This is a genomic window from Pseudarthrobacter sp. YAF2 (assembly GCF_052113345.1).
Taxonomy (GTDB): domain Bacteria; phylum Actinomycetota; class Actinomycetes; order Actinomycetales; family Micrococcaceae; genus Arthrobacter.
Map to the genome: position 1 here is coordinate 186,871 of NZ_JBFRDA010000007.1, position 19,231 is coordinate 206,101.

The 19,231-nt window shown below is 66.9% G+C and carries 16 protein-coding genes and 1 pseudogene; 12 read left to right on the plus strand and 5 right to left on the minus strand.

Going from position 1 to position 19,231, the window contains the following annotated elements; all coding sequences use genetic code 11:
- Positions 1 to 50 precede the first annotated feature (50 nt).
- Positions 51 to 974, plus strand: a complete 924-nt coding sequence (locus AB4Y79_RS09570; RefSeq protein WP_441860727.1) for a LysR family transcriptional regulator ArgP — start codon at positions 51 to 53, stop codon at positions 972 to 974.
- On the opposite strand, the gene AB4Y79_RS09575 is transcribed toward AB4Y79_RS09570, so the two are convergent.
- Complete coding sequence (locus AB4Y79_RS09575; protein WP_441860730.1) at positions 934 to 1,854, minus strand: nuclease-related domain-containing protein; 921 nt, start codon at positions 1,852 to 1,854, stop codon at positions 934 to 936. The genes AB4Y79_RS09570 and AB4Y79_RS09575 overlap by 41 nt on opposite strands.
- A gap of 238 nt (positions 1,855 to 2,092) precedes the next feature.
- Here AB4Y79_RS09575 and pgm point away from each other — a divergent pair, with 238 nt between their 5' ends.
- A complete protein-coding gene (gene pgm / locus AB4Y79_RS09580) occupies positions 2,093 to 3,754 on the plus strand; it encodes a phosphoglucomutase (alpha-D-glucose-1,6-bisphosphate-dependent) (protein WP_441860733.1) in 1,662 nt (553 codons plus the stop codon).
- Between the two features lie 72 nt (positions 3,755 to 3,826).
- On the opposite strand, the gene AB4Y79_RS09585 is transcribed toward pgm, so the two are convergent.
- Positions 3,827 to 4,432, minus strand: coding sequence for a malonic semialdehyde reductase (locus AB4Y79_RS09585; RefSeq protein WP_441860736.1), 606 nt, complete (start codon positions 4,430 to 4,432; stop codon positions 3,827 to 3,829).
- Positions 4,433 to 4,631: 199 nt separating this feature from the next.
- On the opposite strand from AB4Y79_RS09585, the gene AB4Y79_RS09590 reads away from it, so the two are divergent.
- Positions 4,632 to 5,984, plus strand: a complete 1,353-nt coding sequence (locus AB4Y79_RS09590; protein WP_441860739.1) for a uracil-xanthine permease family protein — start codon at positions 4,632 to 4,634, stop codon at positions 5,982 to 5,984.
- 13 nt (positions 5,985 to 5,997) lie between these two features.
- On the opposite strand, the gene AB4Y79_RS09595 is transcribed toward AB4Y79_RS09590, so the two are convergent.
- Positions 5,998 to 6,918, minus strand: coding sequence for an SGNH/GDSL hydrolase family protein (locus tag AB4Y79_RS09595; RefSeq protein ID WP_441860742.1), 921 nt, complete (start codon positions 6,916 to 6,918; stop codon positions 5,998 to 6,000).
- Positions 6,915 to 7,802 carry a GAF domain-containing protein gene (locus AB4Y79_RS09600; protein ID WP_441860745.1) on the minus strand — a complete coding sequence of 296 codons (888 nt, stop codon included), beginning with the start codon at positions 7,800 to 7,802 and terminating at the stop codon, positions 6,915 to 6,917. Before AB4Y79_RS09600 ends, AB4Y79_RS09595 begins: the two co-directional genes overlap by 4 nt.
- Before the next feature lie 340 nt (positions 7,803 to 8,142).
- On the opposite strand from AB4Y79_RS09600, the gene treS reads away from it, so the two are divergent.
- A complete protein-coding gene (gene treS, locus AB4Y79_RS09605) occupies positions 8,143 to 10,419 on the plus strand; it encodes a maltose alpha-D-glucosyltransferase (protein WP_441860748.1) in 2,277 nt (758 codons plus the stop codon).
- 61 nt (positions 10,420 to 10,480) lie between these two features.
- Here treS and AB4Y79_RS09610 read toward each other — a convergent pair whose 3' ends face one another.
- The gene (locus AB4Y79_RS09610) at positions 10,481 to 11,701 is read right to left on the minus strand and encodes an ROK family transcriptional regulator (RefSeq protein WP_441860751.1); all 1,221 of its coding nucleotides are present in this window, start codon (positions 11,699 to 11,701) and stop codon (positions 10,481 to 10,483) included.
- A 193-nt stretch (positions 11,702 to 11,894) separates the two neighbouring features.
- Here AB4Y79_RS09610 and AB4Y79_RS09615 point away from each other — a divergent pair, with 193 nt between their 5' ends.
- From AB4Y79_RS09615 to AB4Y79_RS09650, 8 genes and pseudogenes are all read left to right on the plus strand, one after another.
- A complete protein-coding gene (locus tag AB4Y79_RS09615) occupies positions 11,895 to 12,986 on the plus strand; it encodes a Gfo/Idh/MocA family protein (protein WP_441860754.1) in 1,092 nt (363 codons plus the stop codon).
- Complete coding sequence (locus AB4Y79_RS09620; RefSeq protein ID WP_441860757.1) at positions 12,983 to 13,813, plus strand: hypothetical protein; 831 nt, start codon at positions 12,983 to 12,985, stop codon at positions 13,811 to 13,813. Before AB4Y79_RS09615 ends, AB4Y79_RS09620 begins: the two co-directional genes overlap by 4 nt.
- A 114-nt stretch (positions 13,814 to 13,927) precedes the next feature.
- Positions 13,928 to 15,250: an ABC transporter substrate-binding protein gene (locus tag AB4Y79_RS09625; RefSeq protein ID WP_441860760.1), complete on the plus strand. Its 1,323-nt coding sequence runs from the start codon at positions 13,928 to 13,930 to the stop codon at positions 15,248 to 15,250.
- Positions 15,251 to 15,259: 9 nt separating this feature from the next.
- The gene (locus AB4Y79_RS09630) at positions 15,260 to 16,222 is read left to right on the plus strand and encodes a carbohydrate ABC transporter permease (protein WP_441860763.1); all 963 of its coding nucleotides are present in this window, start codon (positions 15,260 to 15,262) and stop codon (positions 16,220 to 16,222) included.
- Positions 16,222 to 17,115: a carbohydrate ABC transporter permease gene (locus AB4Y79_RS09635; protein WP_441860766.1), complete on the plus strand. Its 894-nt coding sequence runs from the start codon at positions 16,222 to 16,224 to the stop codon at positions 17,113 to 17,115. Before AB4Y79_RS09630 ends, AB4Y79_RS09635 begins: the two co-directional genes overlap by 1 nt.
- A gap of 36 nt (positions 17,116 to 17,151) precedes the next feature.
- Complete coding sequence (locus tag AB4Y79_RS09640) at positions 17,152 to 17,904, plus strand: sugar phosphate isomerase/epimerase family protein (RefSeq protein WP_441860769.1); 753 nt, start codon at positions 17,152 to 17,154, stop codon at positions 17,902 to 17,904.
- Entirely contained in the window at positions 17,901 to 19,028 is a 1,128-nt protein-coding gene (locus AB4Y79_RS09645; RefSeq protein WP_441860772.1) for a Gfo/Idh/MocA family protein, read from the plus strand. The genes AB4Y79_RS09640 and AB4Y79_RS09645 overlap by 4 nt, the downstream gene beginning before the upstream one ends.
- Positions 19,029 to 19,048: 20 nt before the next feature.
- A pseudogene (locus AB4Y79_RS09650) lies at positions 19,049 to 19,231 on the plus strand (gfo/Idh/MocA family oxidoreductase); the annotation flags it as partial.

A 19,231-nucleotide genomic window follows, 5' to 3' on the forward strand; every position in this document is an offset into this window, starting at 1 on the left:
CAGGATATGTAGGCAAACAAATGATTCTTAGCAGACATTAGAATCTCTTCATGAACCTGGAGCATCTCAAGGCCCTCATCGCGGTCATAGACGAAGGAACGTTTGAGGCGGCGGCCGATCTCCTTCGGATCACGCCGTCGGCCGTCAGCCAACGGATCAAGGCACTGGAGGGTTCGGTCGGCCAGGTCCTGGTCCGCCGTCGGCTGCCGTGTACCACCACGGATGCCGGCGCGCTGCTGCTGCGCATGGCCCGCCAGGTGCAGGTGCTCGAAGCGGAGGCATCGGCAGCGCTCGGCGCGGGGTCCCCTGCCCGCGCCCACCTTCCGGTGGCCATCAACGCCGATTCGCTGGCCACCTGGTTCGTCCCCGTCCTCCACGAGGCCGCCGGGTGGGAGGACGCGGTCCTGGACCTGCGTGTTGAAGACCAGGGCTACAGCAGCCAGCTGCTCCGCGAAGGCGAGGTGGTGGGCGCCGTGACCTCTGATCCTGTGCCCGTCAGCGGATGCCGGGTAGAATTACTGGGCTCCATGCGCTACATCCCGGTGGCCAGTGCCGGACTGCGGCGCCGGTTTGCAGCGGCCGGCGGTGTTGACTGGGCAGCCATGCCCGTCCTGAAGTTCAACGCAAAGGACAACCTCCAGGAGCAGCTGCTGGCGGCCAAGGGCGTCAGGCAGCCTCCCCCCACGCACACCGTGCCGTCGTCGGAGGGGTTCTTTGCGGCGGTCAAGGCGGGCCTGGGCTGGGGCATGATCCCCGAGCTCCAGCTCGCGGATGGGCTTTCGGACGGCACCCTGGTCCGGCTGGACGACGACTACCAGGATGTGGCTCTCTACTGGCAGGCCTGGACCCTCGATTCGGACGGGCTCAACCGGATCACCCAGGCGGTCCGGACCGCAACCAAAGACCGGCTGCGCCCCGGTGGTGGGCCGGGTGTCAGCGGGCCAAGTAGGGCAGGATATAAACGGCAAAAATGACGAAGGCCGCCAGCAGCGCGAGCTTGCCCCCGCTGGTACTGGTGTGGTGCGCTTTGGCGTTCCGGCCCCCCCGGCCCGTTCCTGCCGGGACGCCTGCCTGCACTCCTGCCTGGGATCCGCCGGCGTGAACGGCGCGGCCGGCCGGGTGCCGGGACATGCTCCCGCTGCGGCCCTTGCCGTCAGCAAGGTGGCGCCCCTCCACCGCACCCGACGCCGCGGGGCCGCCAGGCGGCAGCGCCCCCGCAGGGCGAACCACAGTGCCGGGGCGGACGTTGCGCAGGGCCGTAATGCCGGGCTCCTGTTCATGGGTAAGCTGCTGGCCCAGTTGTTCGTACAACCCCACCACTGCCTGCGGGTCCAGCACCGGCGGAAGCGCCTCAATGGCCCGCACCACCCGGTGGGAACCAGCCACGGCAACATCCGCGGCGGTCACCCCGAAGAGGTCCGGCTGCGCCGCCATGCAGATGAGCGGGCGCACCAGGCGGCGGTGCTGCGGCGCCAGGACCGAAGCGACGGCGGCGCACTGGGCCAGTGCTCCCTCCACAGCCTGGGTCCGCGCGTAGCGGCCCTGCCAGAGGACACCGGAGACCACACGCACTTCGCCGGTCCAGTTTTTCGAATCAACCACCACCACCCCGCCGGGACCCACCAGGACATGGTCAAGATTTGCCTTGGGCCGGCCAGGCCAGTGGACGTCGTGCAGCACGTACCAGCCACGCGGGACCAGCTCGCTGAGCTTGTCCGACACCATCCGTTCCCCCAGGGCTCCGGCGTCCCAAGCCTTCGTGGAACGTTCGGCTTCATCCAGCTGGCGCTTCAGCCTGGCAACGCGCTCGGCAGCGAGCCTGGACTGCTCGGCTGCCCCGTCTCCTGCCCCCATTGGAGTCCCCGCTTCCTTGCCGGACGGGACGATCGGCGGGTGCCGCCGTCGTCCGTTTCTTTGTCTTGTGCGCCTGGATTTTCTTGAAAATAGCAGGGCGCTGAAGGGCCGGTATATAGGTACTTTCGGGGCCCTGTACTCAGGTGGACTACTTGGTTGATGACGTCATTGCTTGTCACAGCGTCCGGATCTTGGGCACGCCGTTTTGACTCCCGCCAGGTTCTGGCATGCTGGTCCCATGGCTAGCCGCGCGGGTACAGTTGCCCAAACCCAGGACCTTGTTGACATCACTGCGCTTCTTGACGCGTATTACGACATCGCGCCGGACCTGGGTGATCCCGGCCAGCGCGTGGTGTTCGGCACGTCCGGGCACCGGGGTTCCAGCCTCAAGGCATCCTTCAATGAGCCGCACATCGTGGCCATCACCCAGGCCATCGTGGAATACCGGGCCGCGCAGGGCGTCACCGGCCCGCTGTTCCTGGCCAAGGACACGCACGCCTTGAGCGAACCCGCGCAGAACTCCGCGTTGGAGGTGCTCGCAGCCAACGGCGTCCAGGTCCTCGTTGACGCCCGGCACGGCTACACCCCCACCCCGGCCCTGAGCCACGCCATCCTCACCTACAACCGGAAGGCTGCGCCGGGAGCCCCGCAGGCCGACGGGATCGTTGTCACCCCCAGCCACAACCCGCCGGCCGATGGCGGCTTCAAGTACAACCCCCCGCACGGTGGACCCGCAGACTCGGACGCCACCGGCTGGATCGCCAATCGCGCAAACGAACTGCTGGAGAACGGCCTGCGCGGTGTCAAGCGGATCCCGCTGGCGGACGCGCAGGCCGCGGACACCACGGGCAAGTTCGATTTCCTGAGCAGCTATGTGGACGACCTTCCGTCCGTCCTGAACCTGGACGCCGTCCGCGACGCCGGGGTCCGGATCGGCGCCGACCCCATGGGCGGCGCGTCGGTGGACTACTGGGGCGAGATCGCCGAGCGCCACCACCTGAACCTCACCGTTGTGAACCCCACCGTGGATCCGCAGTGGGCGTTCATGACCCTGGACTGGGACGAGAAGATCCGGATGGACTGCTCCTCGCCGTCGGCCATGGCGTCCTTGATCAACCGGATGTCCGTGGGCGCTGACGGCTCCGTACCGTTCGATGTTGCCACCGGCAATGACGCCGACGCCGACCGCCACGGCATCGTAACCCCCGACGGCGGCCTGATGAACCCGAACCACTACCTCGCCGTCGCCATCGACTACCTCTACCGCAACCGCAGCGGCTGGAACCCCGCCTCCGTGGTGGGCAAGACCCTGGTGTCCTCCTCGATCATCGACCGGGTGGCCGAAAGCCTGGGCCGCAAGCTGGTGGAGGTTCCCGTGGGCTTCAAGTGGTTCGTGCCCGGCCTGCTCTCCGGCGAGGGAGCGTTCGGTGGCGAGGAATCCGCCGGCGCATCCTTCAACAAACTGGACGGCAGCGTGTGGACCACCGACAAGGACGGCATCCTGCTGGCCCTGCTGGCTTCCGAGATCACGGCTGTGACCGGCAAGTCCCCGTCACAGCTGTACAAGGGGCTGACCGACCAGTTCGGCGCCCCCGTCTACGCCCGCATTGACGCCGCCGCCACGCGGGAGCAGAAGTCCAAGCTGGGTAAGCTCTCCGCTGCGGACGTCACGGCCACCGAGCTGGCAGGCGAGGCGATCACCGCCAAGCTCACCGAGGCCCCCGGCAACGGCGCGGCCATCGGCGGGCTGAAAGTAGTCACGGAGAACGCCTGGTTCGCTGCCCGCCCGTCCGGCACCGAGGACGTGTACAAGATTTACGCCGAGTCCTTCAAGGGCGAGGAGCACCTGAAGCAGGTGCAGGCCGAGGCCAAGGCGCTGGTGGACAGCGTCATCGCCTGACCGGATGCCTTAACCCAAACGCCCCATCACCAAGTGATGGGGCGTTTGGGGTTAAGACGCAGTGATGGGGCCTTAGAGGGTGCGGACGGCTTCGTCGTAGGAGTACTTGGGCTTTACCTCGCCCCAGGCTTCCGTGCCGGGCTGGCCAATGTTGACCACCAGGAAGCTCTTCTGGTCGCCGGCCGGGAAGAAGGCGGCATCGATCGCTTTGAAGTCGGCGCCGGTCATCGGGCCGGCGGCAAAACCGAGTGAGCGGACGGCCAGGATGAAGTAGCCGGCCTGCAGGTGGGCGTTGTTGTTGCCCGTGGCGGCGGCGAGCTCGGGGTCCGCGTCGTACATGGCCTTGGGGGCGTTGTAGCCGGGCAGGAAGGTGTCCCACTTGCCCGCCCAGTCGGTGTCGTAGCTGAGGATGGCCACCAGCGGAGCCGACGCCGTCTTGGCCTGGTTGCCGCGGGACAGCGCATCAACCAGGGTGGCGCGGGCCTCGTCCGAGCGGACATAGGTGACGCGCAGCGGCTGGGAGTTGAAAGCGGTGGGCCCGAACTTGGTCAGCTCGTAGATGGCCTGGGCCTGCTCCTCGGTCACCTCGCCGGTGAAGGTGTTGGCGGTCCGGGCCTGGGCGAAGATGGCGTCCACGGCCGCCGAATCGATAACCGCTTCTTCATGGGCAATGGTCATTGGCTTACCTTTCGCTGCGCCGCCCGCGTGCGGGGGTGGCTCCTGTTGCTTTCCATAGTTGCAACTTCAAGTGCTTCAGTCCTCTTCCCGTGACGCCGGGTGACGTTGGCCACAGCGGTCCGGCGGGAAATACTTGGCGGTATTCTGGACCGAGTTATTCTTCGCCCCCTCGCGGCACCCCTGAAAGGCATTCCTTCCCATGAGCATGCTCGGAACCAAATGGAAGCTGCACGGCACCGGCAAAACCATGAAGCCCGGCCAGGTGGTGGCCCCGGATGAGCGGTTGGCCTGGCCCCTGACCATCGGCGTCGGCATGCAGCACGTGGTGGCAATGTTCGGCGCCACCTTCCTGGTCCCCGTCATCACCGGGATGCCGCCGGCCACCACACTGTTCTTTTCCGGCATCGGAACGCTGCTTTTCCTGGTCATCACCAAGGGCAGGGTGCCCAGCTACCTTGGCTCCAGCTTTGCCTTCATCGCGCCCATCACGGCCTCCCAGGCGCAGTTCGGCATCCCGGGGGCGCTGGGCGGCGTGGTGCTCGCCGGTGCCACCCTCGCCCTGGTGGGTGCCGTGGTGCAGAAGTTCGGCGCCGGGTGGATCAACCGGCTGATGCCGCCAATCGTCACCGGCGCCATCGTGGCGCTGATCGGCCTGAACCTTGCCCCCGCGGCCAAGCAGAACTTCGACGCCGCGCCCATCACCGCCGTCGTCACGCTGGCCACGATCATCCTGGTCAGCGTGTTGTTCCGTGGAATCCTGGGCCGGCTCAGCATCCTGGTGGGCGTGGTGGTGGGTTACCTGGTGGCCATGCTCCGGGGCGAGGTGGCCTACGACAAGATGGACGCCGCGGCCTGGGTGGGCCTGCCGCATTTCCAGACCCCCGAGTTCCACATCGGCGTGCTGGGGCTGTTCGTCCCGGTGGTCCTGGTGTTGGTGGCGGAGAACATCGGCCACGTGAAGTCGGTTGCCGCCATGACGGGGCAGAACCTCGACGGCGTCTCCGGCCGGGCGCTGATGGCCGACGGCGCGGCCACGGTTCTCGCCGGCCTCGGCGGGGGCTCGGGCACCACCACCTACGCCGAAAACATCGGCGTCATGGCGGCAACCAAGGTGTATTCGACGGCGGCCTACTGGGTGGCCGGCATGTTCGCCATCCTGCTCAGCTTCTCACCCAAGTTCGGCGAACTGATCGCCACCGTCCCGGCAGGCGTGCTGGGCGGTGCCGCCACCATGCTGTATGGCATGATCGGCATCCTCGGCGTGAAGATCTGGGTGCAGAACAAAGTGAACTTCGCCAATCCGGTCAACCTGACCACCGCGGCCGTGGCCCTGATCATCGGCATCGCGGATTACACCTGGACCATCGGCGACCTCAAATTCACCGGCATCGCCCTGGGTTCGGCAGCCGCGCTGCTGATCTACCACGGCATGCGGGCCATCGCCAAGGCACGCGGAACAGCGGCGGAGCCGGAAACCGAGCACGCGGGACTGCCCCCGGCAGTCAAGGCCGCGATGAACGCAGCCTCCAAACGGTCACCCAGGAAACGCTGAACCACACGGGGCGTCAGGCCACCCGGTCCGTCTCCCTCCCGTCCGGACCTTCCGGCGCAACGTCGGGACCCAGCATGGTCCCGTTGGCCGGGTGTCCCGGCGCGAAGCGACCGGGACGGGCTTGGCCGAAGACCGGGCCGGGCTGCGGCCGCTTCGCCGCCAGCGCGTCGGCCTGGTGCGGACGCAACTGCCTGAGTACCCATGGCATGAAATACTGCCGTGCCCACACCAGGTCCTCGGCCCTGGCCTGTGTCCACCCATGGGCCGGGACGGGCCGGGGCTGCAGCGGCGTGAGTGCGTGCTCCACGCCCAGCGCGTCCAGGGTTGCCACCGCCACGGCATGGTGGCCCAGCGGGGACAAATGCAGCCGGTCCGGGTCCCACATGGATGCGTGCTGAAGCTCCGGCAGGCACCACAGGTCGACCATGATGGCGTGGTGCCGGGCCCCGATGGTGTGCAGGTGCTCGTTGTAGATGGCCACGCGGCCGCGGATCTTGCCGAAGACCGGCGTGTTGCCCCAGTCCGGGCCTGCAAACAGGAGCACGGTGGCGCCGGTGGCTGCGAGCGTGCCGATGGCCTGGTCGAGCTTCCCGGCCAGCTTGTCTGGATCGCCGTGCCTGAAGATGATGTCGTTGCCGCCGGCGGCAATGGCTACGAGGTCCGGCTTCAGGGACAGCGCCGCCGCCAGTTGTCCATCCAGGATTTGCCGCAGCAGCATTCCACGGATGGCCAGGTTGGCGTACGCGAAGTCGGGCCGGCCTGACGCCAGCTCCTCGGCCACACGGTCCGCCCAGCCCCTAAGACCGCCCAGGCTCAGCGGTTCCGGGTCTCCGATTCCTTCGGTGTAGGAGTCTCCCAGCGCAACGAACCGGTGCCAGGGGTGACTGTCCGGTCCGTCCGCGATGAAACGCGGCTCCTGCTTCTGGATGGTCATGCTGTCCTCCCTTCTGCGGGAGGCGGGGTTTCCGCCTTCACCGCAGCGTCCCTGCGGGGTGGCTTTCCGGTTGGAAAGCCCCGCCCCGCCGCCGACGGACGCGGAAGCTCCGCGACGCCGTCGTACGTTTCCTGCCGCAACGCCGCCGGCGGTGCGCCGTTCCGGTCCCGGCCGGCACCCGGGGCCACGACGTTCAGGGCCGCGTCCCGGAGGTCAAGCTCATGGTGCATTGCCTGCGTTTGCAGGAAAAGCAGCGCGGCCTCCCTGCTGAGGCCGTATTCGCTGGTGAGGCTGCGCACCGCCAGGTCCACCAGGACCAGGGAGCTTTGGACGACGGCGAGGCCCGCCGTCGCTTCCGCCCGCTCGGCGACGCGGAACACCAGGCGCAGGGACCGGGCCATCTGGCGGGCGTAACCTTGGATCCTGACCAGGTCGTCGCTGGTGAACGCGTGCGGCATGCCTGCGTAGAATGTGATGGCGGCGCTTGTCCCGCCTTCGGACATGATGGGCACGGAAAGCATCGACAGCACCCCGTGGCCCGACGCTGCACTCGCGTACCCAGGCCACCGGCGGTCACGGTTGAGATCGGATACCAGGACGAACGCCCCGGTGCGCATCGCCTCCAGAAGTGGCCCATCGGCAAAGGAACACTGTTCCCGGTCTGCCTCCCGCGCCTGCTCCGTACTGGCTGCAAGGGTGCGTGCCTGACCCAGGCGGAAGAGCGTGGCGGCCCAGCCAATGCCGCGGTGTTCACCCTTGATGTCGCTCATGAAGTCATGGGTGACTTCCCGGAGGAAGACTTCGACATCTTTGCTGTCGAATACTGGCTCCGGGGTAACTGGAAGCAGCCCCCAGCCAACCTGCCCCGAAGGTTCAGCCGCCATGTTCCAGCCCTGTTCGAAGCGCTTCGGCTTACTACAAAACCTGGTTCCAAGAATACGTCCGAACCGGGCCATGGCGGGAGTGGCAGCCGGAATAAACCGAAGAAGCAGAACTGGTTCGCTGATAAGGTCCCCCTGTGCGGGCCACAGCGGCACCCGCAGCAAAGATCGGACAAGGCATCCACCAGGCCGGGCACGTTTGTCCCGCCCACCGGTTGCCCCGCCCAGTAGCATCGGGAGAGGGAACACCGAATACTCCCTGTCCGCCTGGGTACTTTTCCACGGGCAAGGGGCTTTGGAGCATCCATGCCAGCACGGAGACGAGCAGTGGAAAGAGGAGCTTATGCGGGAGCCGGGGACCAGCGAGCGCGTTTCGGATGCGGATAACACCGCCGGAGTGGGGGAAGGGGAGGCAGCCGCCGCAGAGCCGGCAGCGGACCTGGAGGTCACTTTCGACGAACAGTTCTTCGCCGCCCGGCCAAAGGCGCTGCGGCCCGTCGCGCGGCGGCGCCAGTTCGTAGGCAACAGGCCCTCCTTCGAATTCGACGGTCGAAACGCCGCGTACGTGGATTGGCTGCGCAACCAGGCCATGCTCGGTGACGCGAACACGCTGGCGCGGCAGCTTTCCGGCCAGGCCAGCATGTGGCAGAACTCCTACGCGCATCCGAACCCAAGGGCCGCCGTCGAACGCGCCCCCGTCTGGTTCACCGCCTACCCGCTGTCCTTCATTACCGAGCCGGGCCGTTCATTCCTGTCCGCCCTGGGTGACACGGCCATGTGGGAAGCCTTCCGCGAAATCGGCATCCGCGGAATCCACACCGGGCCCGTGAAACTGGCGGGCGGCATCAGCGGCTGGTCGCACACCCCCAGCGTGGACGGGCACTTCGACCGGATCAGCATGGCGATCGATCCGGTGTTCGGCACCGAAGAGGAGTTCCGCAGCATGTGCGAGGTCGCCGCGGAGCACGGCGGCACCGTCATTGACGACATCGTCCCGGGCCACACCGGCAAGGGCGCCGACTTCCGGCTGGCCGAGATGAACTTCCGCGACTACCCGGGGATCTACCACATGGTGGACATCCCGGAGGAGGACTGGAGCCTGCTGCCCGATGTCCCCGAAGGCGCGGATTCGGTCAACCTCAGCCCCGATTCGGAACAGGCCCTGCAGAAGGCCGGCTACATCATCGGCAGGCTGCAGCGCGTCATCTTCTACGAACCCGGGGTGAAGGAAACCAACTGGAGCGCCACCCGGCCCATCGTGGACACCACCGGCAAGACCCGCCGCTGGGTCTACCTGCACTACTTCAAGGCCGGGCAGCCCTCCATCAACTGGCTGGACCCCACGTTCGCGGGCATGCGGCTGGTGGTGGGCGACGCCCTGCACTCGCTGGTGGACCTGGGCACCGGGGCACTGCGCCTTGACGCCAACGGGTTCCTGGGCGTGGAGAAGAGCGCCGAGGAACAGCCCGGCTGGTCTGAGGGACACCCGCTGTCCGAGGCTGCCAACCAGCTGATCGGCTCCATGATCCGCAAAGTGGGCGGGTTCTCCTTCCAGGAACTGAACCTCACCATCGACGACATCAAGGCAACTTCCGAATCGGGCCCGGATCTCTCCTACGACTTCATCACCCGGCCCGCGTACCACTACGCCCTGGTCACCGCGGACACCGAATTCCTGCGGCTGACGCTGCGCCTGTCCATGGAGATCGGGGTGGACCAGGCCTCGCTGGTCCATGCCATGCAAAACCATGACGAACTGACTTATGAGCTCCTGCACTTCGCCGCCGGGCACCGGGACGAGATGTTCGAACTCAACGATGAGGAACTCACCGGCGCGCAGCTCGCCGAACAGGTCCAGCAGACCCTGCGGGACCGGCTGACCGGCGAGAACGGGCCCTACAACGCCGTCTTCACCACCAACGGCATCGCCTGCACCACGGTCAGCTTCATCATGGCCGCCTTGGGCATCCAGGACCCGGCCAGCGTCACCCCGGAGCAGGAGGCCCAAATCCGGGACGTCCACATACTCCTGGCCATGTACAACGCGCTCCAACCCGGCGTCTTTGCCCTCTCCGGCTGGGACCTCACGGGCATCCTGGCACTGGACCGGAGCAGCGTCCGGGAACTCACCTCCCAGGGCGACACCCGCTGGATCAACCGCGGCGCGCACGACCTCATGGGAACCAGCCCGGACGCCACCACCTCCTCGTCCGGAATGCCGCGGGCCCGCAGCCTGTACGGCCCGCTGCCGGAGCAGCTGAAGGATTCGAATTCGTTCGCGCGGCGGCTGCAGCGGATCCTTGCGGTCCGCGAGGACAACGGGATTGCCACCGGCACCTTGCTCGATGTCCCCGAGGTCTCAAACCGCGGTGCGCTGGTGCTGGTCAACCGGCTCCAGGACGGCGCCCTGCAGGTCACGGCACTGAATTTCTCCGGGCAGGACATCGCCGGCAGCATCCAGTCCAACGAGCTGCCCTCCGGCGCCAACGTCCGGGACCTCTTCAGCGGCGAAACCGTGGGACAGGTGGATGACCTGCACAGCTTCTTCCTCGAGCTGCCGGCCTACCAGGGGACGGCACTGCTGCTCACCGAGGCACCGGAGCCGGAAGCGGAGGCTTAGCGAGGGACGCCGGGCAGCGCCGGAGGACCACCTTCCCGGCGCTGGCCGGCGCTTTCCGGCGCTACCCGGCGATCGCGCCCGCAAGCGTGGCTTCAATGATGGCCGGCGAGAGAACGTACTGGGTGACCAGCTGGCTCGCCCCGAGGACAGCCGCCTGATCGCCCGCCCGGGAGACATTGATGCGCAGGTGTGAGGTGGCCAGCGGCGGGGAGCGCCGGTACACCACCTCACGGATGCCTGCCACCAGGTGCTCACCCGTTTCGCCGAAGCTGCCGCCGACCACGATGACGGATGGATTGAGCAGGTTCACCGCGGTGGCCAGCACCTCGCCGATGTCCCGGCCGGCCTGACGCAGCGCCTGGATGGCCTGCAGGTTGCCGTCGGCGGCGAGCCGGATCACGTCCGCGCCCCTGGCCACGTCCACGCCCTGGTGCCGGAGGGAGCGTGCGACGGCGGGCCCGGACGCGAGTGCCTCAAGGCACCCGTAGTTTCCACAGGCACACAGGACCTCCGCACCGCGGGCCACCTGGATGTGCCCCAGGTCGCCGGCCGTGCCATTCGCGCCGCGCTGCAGCTCGCCGTTGCTGATAATGCCGGAGCCGATGCCGGTGGCCACCTTCACGAAGAAGAAATTGTTGTGCTCGGGCCAGTGCGCGGACTGCTCCCCCAGCGCCATGATGTTCACGTCGTTATCAACGAGCACATGGACGGGCAGGGACCGCTGGACGTAGCTGACCACGTCGAAGCCGTCCCAACCCGGCATGATAGGCGGTTTCACCGGCTTTCCGGTGTCATGCTCCACCGGGCCCGGAAGTCCGATGCCGATCCCGGCGAGTTCGCTGACGCTGCGTCCCGCTGACGCCAGCAGCTCCTTGCCCTGCGCGACCACTTGGTCCAGCACAGCTTCCGGCCCGTCGGCCACCTGCTGGGCCAGCCGGTGTTCGGCGAGGATTGTCCCGCCAAGGTCGGTGACTGCGACAATCACGTGCGTGGCACCGACGTCGACAGCCAGAACCAGGCGGGCGGAGGGATTAAAGGCAAAGCGCGACGGCGGCCTTCCGCCACTGGAGAGCGCTTCACCGGCGGGCCCCACCAGGCCGGAGAGCATGAGCGCATCGATCCGGGAGGCAACGGTGGAACGGGCGAGCCCTGTGCTCAAGGCGAGCTCGGCACGGGTACGGGCCCTGCCGTCGCGCAGCAGCTGGAACAGGTCCCCCGCGCGCGACAGGCTGCCGGCGTCGGATTCCTTTCCGAGCAGTTTCCCGGCGGGTGAAGAAGTCATGCCCTAAGTCATAACACTCTTACTTAGTGCTGTCATCACATCAGAAGAATAACGAGTAACGAGCAACTTTTGCTTGACGTGCGTCAAAAGTAGTCCTAGGTTGTGATGCAGGGCACATTCGTGAATCCGATGGCTGGTATTCACCACGGTGATGTCACCACTCCAGAGTCCGCTTACGAAGAGGTAATTGAACTTGTCCCATCACACCGCGCCGGCAGACCGGCCCCTCGGCGTCGGAATCCTGGGCGCAGGACCGGTCACCCAGGCCATCCACCTTCCCGCCCTGGCCCGGCTTCGCGATGTCCTCGAGGTACGGCACATCATGGATGTGGACGCAGCAGTGGCGTCTTCGGTGGCGGCGCGCGTCGGAGCAGCATTCAGCACCAGCATGGATGAGCTGCTGGGCGATCCGGACGTTGACATCGTTGCGATCTGCAGCCCCCACCAGTTCCACGCGGACCAGGTCATCGCCGCATGCAGGGCCGGCAAGAAGGCGGTCCTCTGCGAAAAGCCGTTTGCGATGAACGCGGAGGAAGCCGCCCGCATCTCCGCGGTCAGCACCGAAACCGGTGTCCCGATCGTCGTGGGCGCCATGCACACCTTCGATCCCGGCTGGCTCGCCGCGGAACAGAATTGGGGCGATCTCCCCGAAACGGTCCACACCATCCGTTCCTCCATCGTCCTGCCGCCGAACGCCCGCTTCGAAGACTTCGCCACGGAAATCGTCACCCGCCCGGCCCCGGGCCGGCCCGATTACTCGGACATCGAGGTCATCAAGGCCGCCCTCCAGGGCGGGATCATGGGCCTGGCCATCCACGACCTTCCACTGGTGCGCCGGTTTACGCCGGACTTCGAGCTCGTGGAGGTCCTGCAGGCGCGGCACGTCCGCCCGTTCGGGTATGCCGTCTCGCTCCGGACCCCGTCGCGCGTCATTGAACTGCGGGCCGTCATGAACGGCACCTGGAAGCCCGAGTGGACCTTCGAGGCCATCGCCGGGGATTCCGCGCTCCACATCGACTTCACGCCCTCCTACGTCCAGGCCGGCTCCGCAGTTGCCACCTTCACCCGCGGTGAGGGCAGCGAAACCACCAGCTTCGGCCCCTACGGCCACAACGGCTACGAGGGCGAGTGGCGCGAACTTGCCGGGCTCGCCAACGGAACCCGGCAGGCCCCTTCCGCCCAAACCCTGATCGATGACCTCACGTTCGCCCTGGCCATCGCCGAAGCGACCGTGGAAAGCGGCGCCTCGGACCATACAAACGCAGTGGCAGGAGTTTCCGCATGAGCGGCCACTTCACCGTGCGGGCAACCCCAGCCGCCGAGGAGGCCGGCGCGGTCACCCAGACCGTGGCATCGCTGCCCGCAACGTTCGGCCCCACCCCTGCCGGCCACGCCGGCCCTGCCGATGTGCTGGTGGTTGCGGGCAGCAGCGGCTGGACCGCCGAAGCCGCCGGCGCCGTGCAGTCGGGTGCGCGCGGCATCGTGGTGGCCAACCCCGTGCCCGAGGACACCTCGGAATTGGCGGCTATGGCGGACGCCGCGGGGGCCGTCGTCGTCCTCGATCTCCGCTGGGCCGCAAACCCTGCCCTGGTGGCCGAAGGTTCCGGCCCCGACGCCCGCGGCGCGGTGCGCAGCGGGCTGGGCACCGCGTCACTGCTGGACAGCGTGGCGACGGCGGCGCCCGGCACCGATCCGCAGCAACTCCTGGGCGAGCACCTTGCCGCGTTGCTGGCCGTCACCGGCGGGCTCGACGGCGTGTCCGTCCTGCGCCGGGACGCCTCCGGGTACACGGTCAGCGGCAGGCTCGCCAACGGTGCGCCGTTCACCGCCCAGGGCGTGCTCACCGCCGCCCGGCCGTCCGGCGTCGACATCCGCCTCTACACCGCCGACGGCGGGGTTGCCGTCCAGGTCCCGGATCCGGACGCCGCCTGGCCGGCCGAGGTCCGGGTCACCGGGCCGCACGGCGACCTCTTGCTTCCCACCCTGTACGAATCCGCCCACCGGTTTGCGTGGCGGCGCCTGAAGGAGCACCTCAGCGCCGGCACCAGGCCGGACGATCTGGCCGGGTTCGCCCGGCTGACCGACCTCTACACAACGCTCACCGCCACGTAACCAACCCTTCCGATACGCAACCGAACACGGCAGTCCAGCCCCACCTCCACTCTCAACGATGAGCAGGACCGCACCAACGGCGCACCGCGCCCGACGGTCCCGAAAGGACACATCATGAATGCATCTTCCGAAGCACGCCGCTCCTTCTCCCGACGCGGGTTCCTGGGCCTGACGGCCGCTGCAGCCTCCGTACCGCTGCTTGCAGCCTGTGGCGGCGGCTCGGCATCCCAGGGAGGCGGCGGGGCCGGCGGGACCGTCAAGTTCTGGGACATGCCCTGGGCAACGCCGGCCTATAACGACGCCGCCAAGAGCATCGCCGAGGGCTTCTCCGGCGCCAACGGCAGCAAAGCCAGCTACCAGATCATCCAGTGGAACAACTTCTACCAAACCTTCTCCTCGGCGATCGCCTCGAAGACCGGTCCCGCGGTTTCCACCGGCGGCGGCTTCCAGGCGTTCCAGTTCGAGCAGCAGGGCCAGATCGCCTACGCGGACAAGGTGATCGACAAGCTGAAGGCAAACGGCCAGTTCGACGACTTCCTGCCCGGCGTGCTGGACCCGTTCAAGTCGGACAAGGGCTACGTTGCCGTTCCCTGGCAGCTGGACATGCGCGTCTTCTGGTACCGCAAGTCCCTCTTCGAGAAGGCAAACGTCGCCCTGCCCACGGACTGGCCGTCCCTTCTTGAAGCAGGCAAGGCGCTGAAGAAGGTTGGCGCGTTCGGCTTCACCACCGGCGCAGGTGCCGGCAACAACTATGCCAACCACTCCATGATCATGATGATGGTCAACAACGGCGGCGGCGTGTTCAACAAGGACGGCGAGCTGGACCTGATGAACGACCGCAACGTCGAGGCCATGGAGTTCGTCCTGGAGCTCGTGTCCAACGGCATTGTTGACCCCGCCGCGGTCAGCTACACCACCGACAACATGTCAGCGCAGTGGAAGGACGGCAAGGCAGGCTACGGCCTGTTCCAGGTGAACGTTCCGCAGCGCGTGGGCGACACCTCCGGCGACCTCCTGGTGGCGGACCCGATCAAGGGCCCGCACGGAGACAAAGCCACCATCGTGTTCCCGAACAACATCATGATGTACACCAACACCCCGTCCCAGGACGCCTCTGAGGAGTTCCTGGTGTACTACCTGGGCCAGCTCAAGCAGCTGTGGCAGAAGAAGCTCATGTCCGCCCTGCCGGTCTTCAAATCGATCACGGAGATGCCCGAGTTCGCGGACGATCCCAACAACGTCAAGATCGTCAAGGACTGGCAGCCCATCGCCAAGACCTTCGCCTCCCAGGGCAGCAGGCTGAACGCCAACCTCGCCGCCCTCGACGGCGGCCAGGCCCTGAACCAGTTCAGCCAGACCATCATCACCGGAAAGGCCGACGCCAAGACCGCCCTGCAGACCTTCCAGTCCGGCCTCGAATCCGTCCTTAAGAAGTAAGCGCCCGCCATGTCCTCCACCACTGCACAATCCGGCCTGGCCCGGGCCCGCCGCGGGGTTGCCCCCGGCGGGACCGGGACCGCCGGGGGCAAACGCAAGAGCAAGCTCTCCGCCCAGGCCACCAGGACCTTCTTCTGGCTCCTGCTCCCGTCCGTGGTCCTCCTGGTCCTGATCCACGGCTACCCCCTGATCTACGCCGCGGTCCAGGCCACGCACGACGGAGACCTCCTCCAGACCGGCAACTTCGTCGGCGTCCAGAACTTCTCCACCGTCCTGACCTCCCCGGCGTTCTGGAAAGCCGCGCAGTTCACCCTGTGGTTCACCATCGTCGGCGTGTTCGGATCCTGGCTCGTGGGCCTGGGACTTGCCCTGCTCCTGCGCACCAAGATCCCCGCCGGGAACACGTTCAAGGTCCTGCTGCTCCTGCCCTGGGTGGTGCCGATCGTGGTGTCCTCCACCGCCTGGAACTGGCTGGTGGCCACCCCGGACAGCCTGGTTCCCGCCCTGTTCCGGAACCTTGGCCTTGGCACCCCGCTGTTCCTGGCAGACCCCACCCTGGCCTCCATCACCGTGATGGTCTTCAAGGTCTGGGTCAGCTTCCCGTTCATGATGATGATGATCTCGGCCGCCCTGGCCTCGGTGGACACCACCGTGTACGAGGCCGCCAGCATGGACGGCGCCAGCCCCTGGCAGCAGTTCACCCAGATCACCCTGCCGCTGATTGCCCGCTCCACCTACATCAGCTGGATCCTGATGACCATCTTCTGCGTCAACGACTTCCCCACCATCTACCTGCTCACCGGCGGCGGCCCGGTCAACGCCACCACCTCCCTGGTGGTCCTGGCCTACCGGACCGTGTTCCAGGACTTCGCCACCGGCCCCGGCGTGGCCATCGCCTTCCTCATGACCATGACCCTGGTGGTCATCTCGGTCATCCTCTACCGCCAGATCCGAAAGTCGAGTGTCGAATAATGAGCGCAGCAGTCCACGCCCATCCCCAATCCGGCCCGGCGCTGGGAGTCGACCAGGCCGGCAACGCCCGCCGGGTACTCTCCGAAGCCGGCCAGCGCGGCCGCTGGTGGCGGTTCATCGCCATCCTCATCATCACGGCGGTCGTGCTGGTCCCCATCATGGTCACCATCGTGCTCGCCTTCACCCCGGGCCCCAACAGCACCGCCACCGGCCTGACCTTCGAGAACCTCAGCAACGTCTTCTCCAAAACCCTCGCCGCCACCTGGCTGAAAAACAGCCTGGTCACCACGCTCTCCACCGTGGTGGTCTCGGTGGCCGTGGCCGCACCCGCCGGCTATGTCCTCTCCCGCGGCCGGTCCAAGGCCGTCTCCGGCTATTCCCTGCTCCTGTTCGTGATGCAGTCGCTGCCCATCATCACCTCCGTGGTGCCGCTGTTCATCCTGTTCGCCGGCATGGGCCTGGTGGACAACCTCCTGGGCCTGACCATCATCTACGTCGGCTCCACCATGACGGTGGCCACCTGGATGATGGCCGCGTACTTCGACTCCATCCCCATCAGCCTGGAGGAAGCCTCCTGGATCGACGGCTGCTCCGTGTTCGGGTCCTTCACCAAGGTGGTCCTCCGGAACTCCCTCCCCGGGGTCCTCTCCACCGCTATCTTCGCCTTCCTGCTGGCCTGGAACGACTACCTCGTCGCCATCGTCTTCCTCCGCTCGAACGAAATCTTCACCCTCCCCATGGGGGTGCAGTCCTTCTTCCAGCAAAACGCGACAGACTGGACCTCAGTCATGGCCCTGGCCGTGGTCATGATGCTCCCGCCCGTCATCGTGTTCGCCGCCTTGAACAAATACTTCAGCGTCGGCGGCATCGGCGGCTCCCTCGCCGGCCGCTGAACCCAGCCCACCCCTATAGAACCGCTAAGGAAACCCATGTCTTACTCATTGCAGCTTTACACCCTCCGCAACGCCATCTCCGAAGATCTTCCGGGGACCATCAGGAAGGTGGCGGAGATCGGCTTCACCCAGGTTGAGCCGTACAACTTCGTGGCCACGGCCAAGGAACTCGGCGCCGCCCTGAAGGAGAACGGCCTCACCGCACCGTCCGGCCACGCACCCCTGATGAGCCAGGACCAGGACGAAATCTTCGCAGCCGCCAAGGAACTGGGCATCACCACCGTCATTGATCCGTTCCTGCCCGCCGAGCACTGGCAGAAGGCAGAAGACATCCAGGCCACGGCCGACAAGCTCAACGCGGCTGCCCGGAAAGGCGCGGAGTACGGCATCCGGGTTGGCTACCACAACCACGCCTGGGAACTGGAGTCCAGCATCGAGGGCCGCACCGCCCTGGAGTACTTCGAGGGCCTGCTGGATCCGGAGCTGGTCCTGGAGGTGGACACCTACTGGGCAGCGGTGGGCGGCCAGGACCCCGTGGAACTGCTGGCCAGGCTTGGCGACCGGGTGAAATTCATCCACATCAAGGACGGCCCCCTGACCAGGGACAACAAGGCCCAGCAGCCCGCGGGCCAAGGCAAAGTGCCGGTGATGGACGTGATCGCCGCGGCCAAGTCCCTGGAAGTGGGCGTGGTGGAGTTCGACGACTACGCCGGTGATATCTTCGAAGGCATCGCAGAAAGCCTGGCTTTCCTGAACAGCAACACGGCAGCCGAAGGAGCCAACGCGTGAGCACCCCCGCAGCGACGTCTTCCCGCAAAGGCCCGGTGGGCGTCGGCGTCATCGGCGCCGGCGTGATCAGCAAGCAATACCTGGACAACCTCACCGCGTTCCCGGACCTCAAGGTCCACGTCATCGCCGATCTCTTCGAGGAAGCCGCCGAGGCCCGAGCCAAGGAGTACGGGATCCCCGAGTGGGGCGGAGTGGACAAGGCCCTGAACCACCCCGACGTCGAAATCATCGTCAACCTCACCATCCCGGCAGCGCACGTGGAGGTGGCCACCGCTGCCGTCAACGCCGGAAAGCACGTTTGGACCGAGAAACCCTTCTCCCTGGACCGTGAGTCCGGGCTGGGACTGCTCAAGGCCGCGGACACCGCCGGCATCCGGCTGGGCTGCGCGCCGGACACCTTCCTCGGCGCCGGGATCCAGACCGCGCTGCGGCTGATCCAGCGCGGGGACATCGGCACCCCGCTGACGGCGATGACCACGTTCCAGACCCCCGGCCCGGAGTCCTGGCACCCCAACCCGGCGTTCCTCTTCCAGCACGGTGCCGGCCCCCTGTTCGACATGGGCCCGTACTACCTCACCACCCTGGTCCAGGCGTTCGGCTCCATCCGCAAGGTGGCCGCCGTCGGCTCCAAAGCCAAGGACGTCCGGGTGATCGGTTCCGGGCCCAAGGCCGGCGAGGAATTCACCGTCGAGGTGCCTACCCACGTCTCGGCGATGGCGCAGTTCGAGTCCGGCGCCTCCTCGCACAGCGTCTTCTCCTTCGAATCCCCCCGGACCCGGATGGGCTTCGTGGAGATCACTGGCACCGAGGCAACCCTCTCGCTGCCGGACCCCAACTACTTCACCGGCGACATCAAGCTCTGGCGGGCCGGGGACGAGGACTGGACCACCGTCCCTGCTACCGGGCCCGCCAACGGCCGGGGCATGGGCGTGCTGGATATGGCACGGTCCCTGCGGGCAGGAACAGCCCACAGGGCCACCGGCGACCTGGCGTACCACGTGCTGGACACCATGGTTTCCATCAGTGAGTCCATCGACGCCGGCACGTTCGTCGACGTCGAAAGCTCAGCCCCGGCTTCCTCCCCCATCCCGGAGGACTGGGCCCCGGAAACCGCCACACTCTGACAGGCAAGCAGGAACGCATCATGAGCACACCCGCACACCCTTCCGTTTCCACGCCTTCCCGCCCGCTGGGTGTGGCCGCCATCGGCTATGCCTTCATGGGTAAGGCGCACTCGAATGCCTGGCGGAACGTGGCCAGTTTCTTCGATGTCCCGGCCTTCGAGCAGAAGGTCCTGGTGGGCCGGGACGCCGGCGCCGTGGCCGAG

What these genes read in the sequence shown, in the direction of transcription:
- AB4Y79_RS09570 (WP_441860727.1), top strand. Translation starts at nt 51, where the DNA reads ATGAACCTGGAGCATCTCAAGGCCCTCATCGCGGTCATAGACGAAGGA.
- AB4Y79_RS09575 (WP_441860730.1), bottom strand. Translation starts at nt 1,854, where the DNA reads ATGGGGGCAGGAGACGGGGCAGCCGAGCAGTCCAGGCTCGCTGCCGAG.
- pgm (WP_441860733.1), top strand. Translation starts at nt 2,093, where the DNA reads ATGGCTAGCCGCGCGGGTACAGTTGCCCAAACCCAGGACCTTGTTGAC.
- AB4Y79_RS09585 (WP_441860736.1), bottom strand. Translation starts at nt 4,432, where the DNA reads ATGACCATTGCCCATGAAGAAGCGGTTATCGATTCGGCGGCCGTGGAC.
- AB4Y79_RS09590 (WP_441860739.1), top strand. Translation starts at nt 4,632, where the DNA reads ATGAGCATGCTCGGAACCAAATGGAAGCTGCACGGCACCGGCAAAACC.
- AB4Y79_RS09595 (WP_441860742.1), bottom strand. Translation starts at nt 6,918, where the DNA reads ATGACCATCCAGAAGCAGGAGCCGCGTTTCATCGCGGACGGACCGGAC.
- AB4Y79_RS09600 (WP_441860745.1), bottom strand. Translation starts at nt 7,802, where the DNA reads ATGGCGGCTGAACCTTCGGGGCAGGTTGGCTGGGGGCTGCTTCCAGTT.
- treS (WP_441860748.1), top strand. Translation starts at nt 8,143, where the DNA reads ATGCGGGAGCCGGGGACCAGCGAGCGCGTTTCGGATGCGGATAACACC.
- AB4Y79_RS09610 (WP_441860751.1), bottom strand. Translation starts at nt 11,701, where the DNA reads ATGACTTCTTCACCCGCCGGGAAACTGCTCGGAAAGGAATCCGACGCC.
- AB4Y79_RS09620 (WP_441860757.1), top strand. Translation starts at nt 12,983, where the DNA reads ATGAGCGGCCACTTCACCGTGCGGGCAACCCCAGCCGCCGAGGAGGCC.
- AB4Y79_RS09625 (WP_441860760.1), top strand. Translation starts at nt 13,928, where the DNA reads ATGAATGCATCTTCCGAAGCACGCCGCTCCTTCTCCCGACGCGGGTTC.
- AB4Y79_RS09630 (WP_441860763.1), top strand. Translation starts at nt 15,260, where the DNA reads ATGTCCTCCACCACTGCACAATCCGGCCTGGCCCGGGCCCGCCGCGGG.
- AB4Y79_RS09635 (WP_441860766.1), top strand. Translation starts at nt 16,222, where the DNA reads ATGAGCGCAGCAGTCCACGCCCATCCCCAATCCGGCCCGGCGCTGGGA.
- AB4Y79_RS09640 (WP_441860769.1), top strand. Translation starts at nt 17,152, where the DNA reads ATGTCTTACTCATTGCAGCTTTACACCCTCCGCAACGCCATCTCCGAA.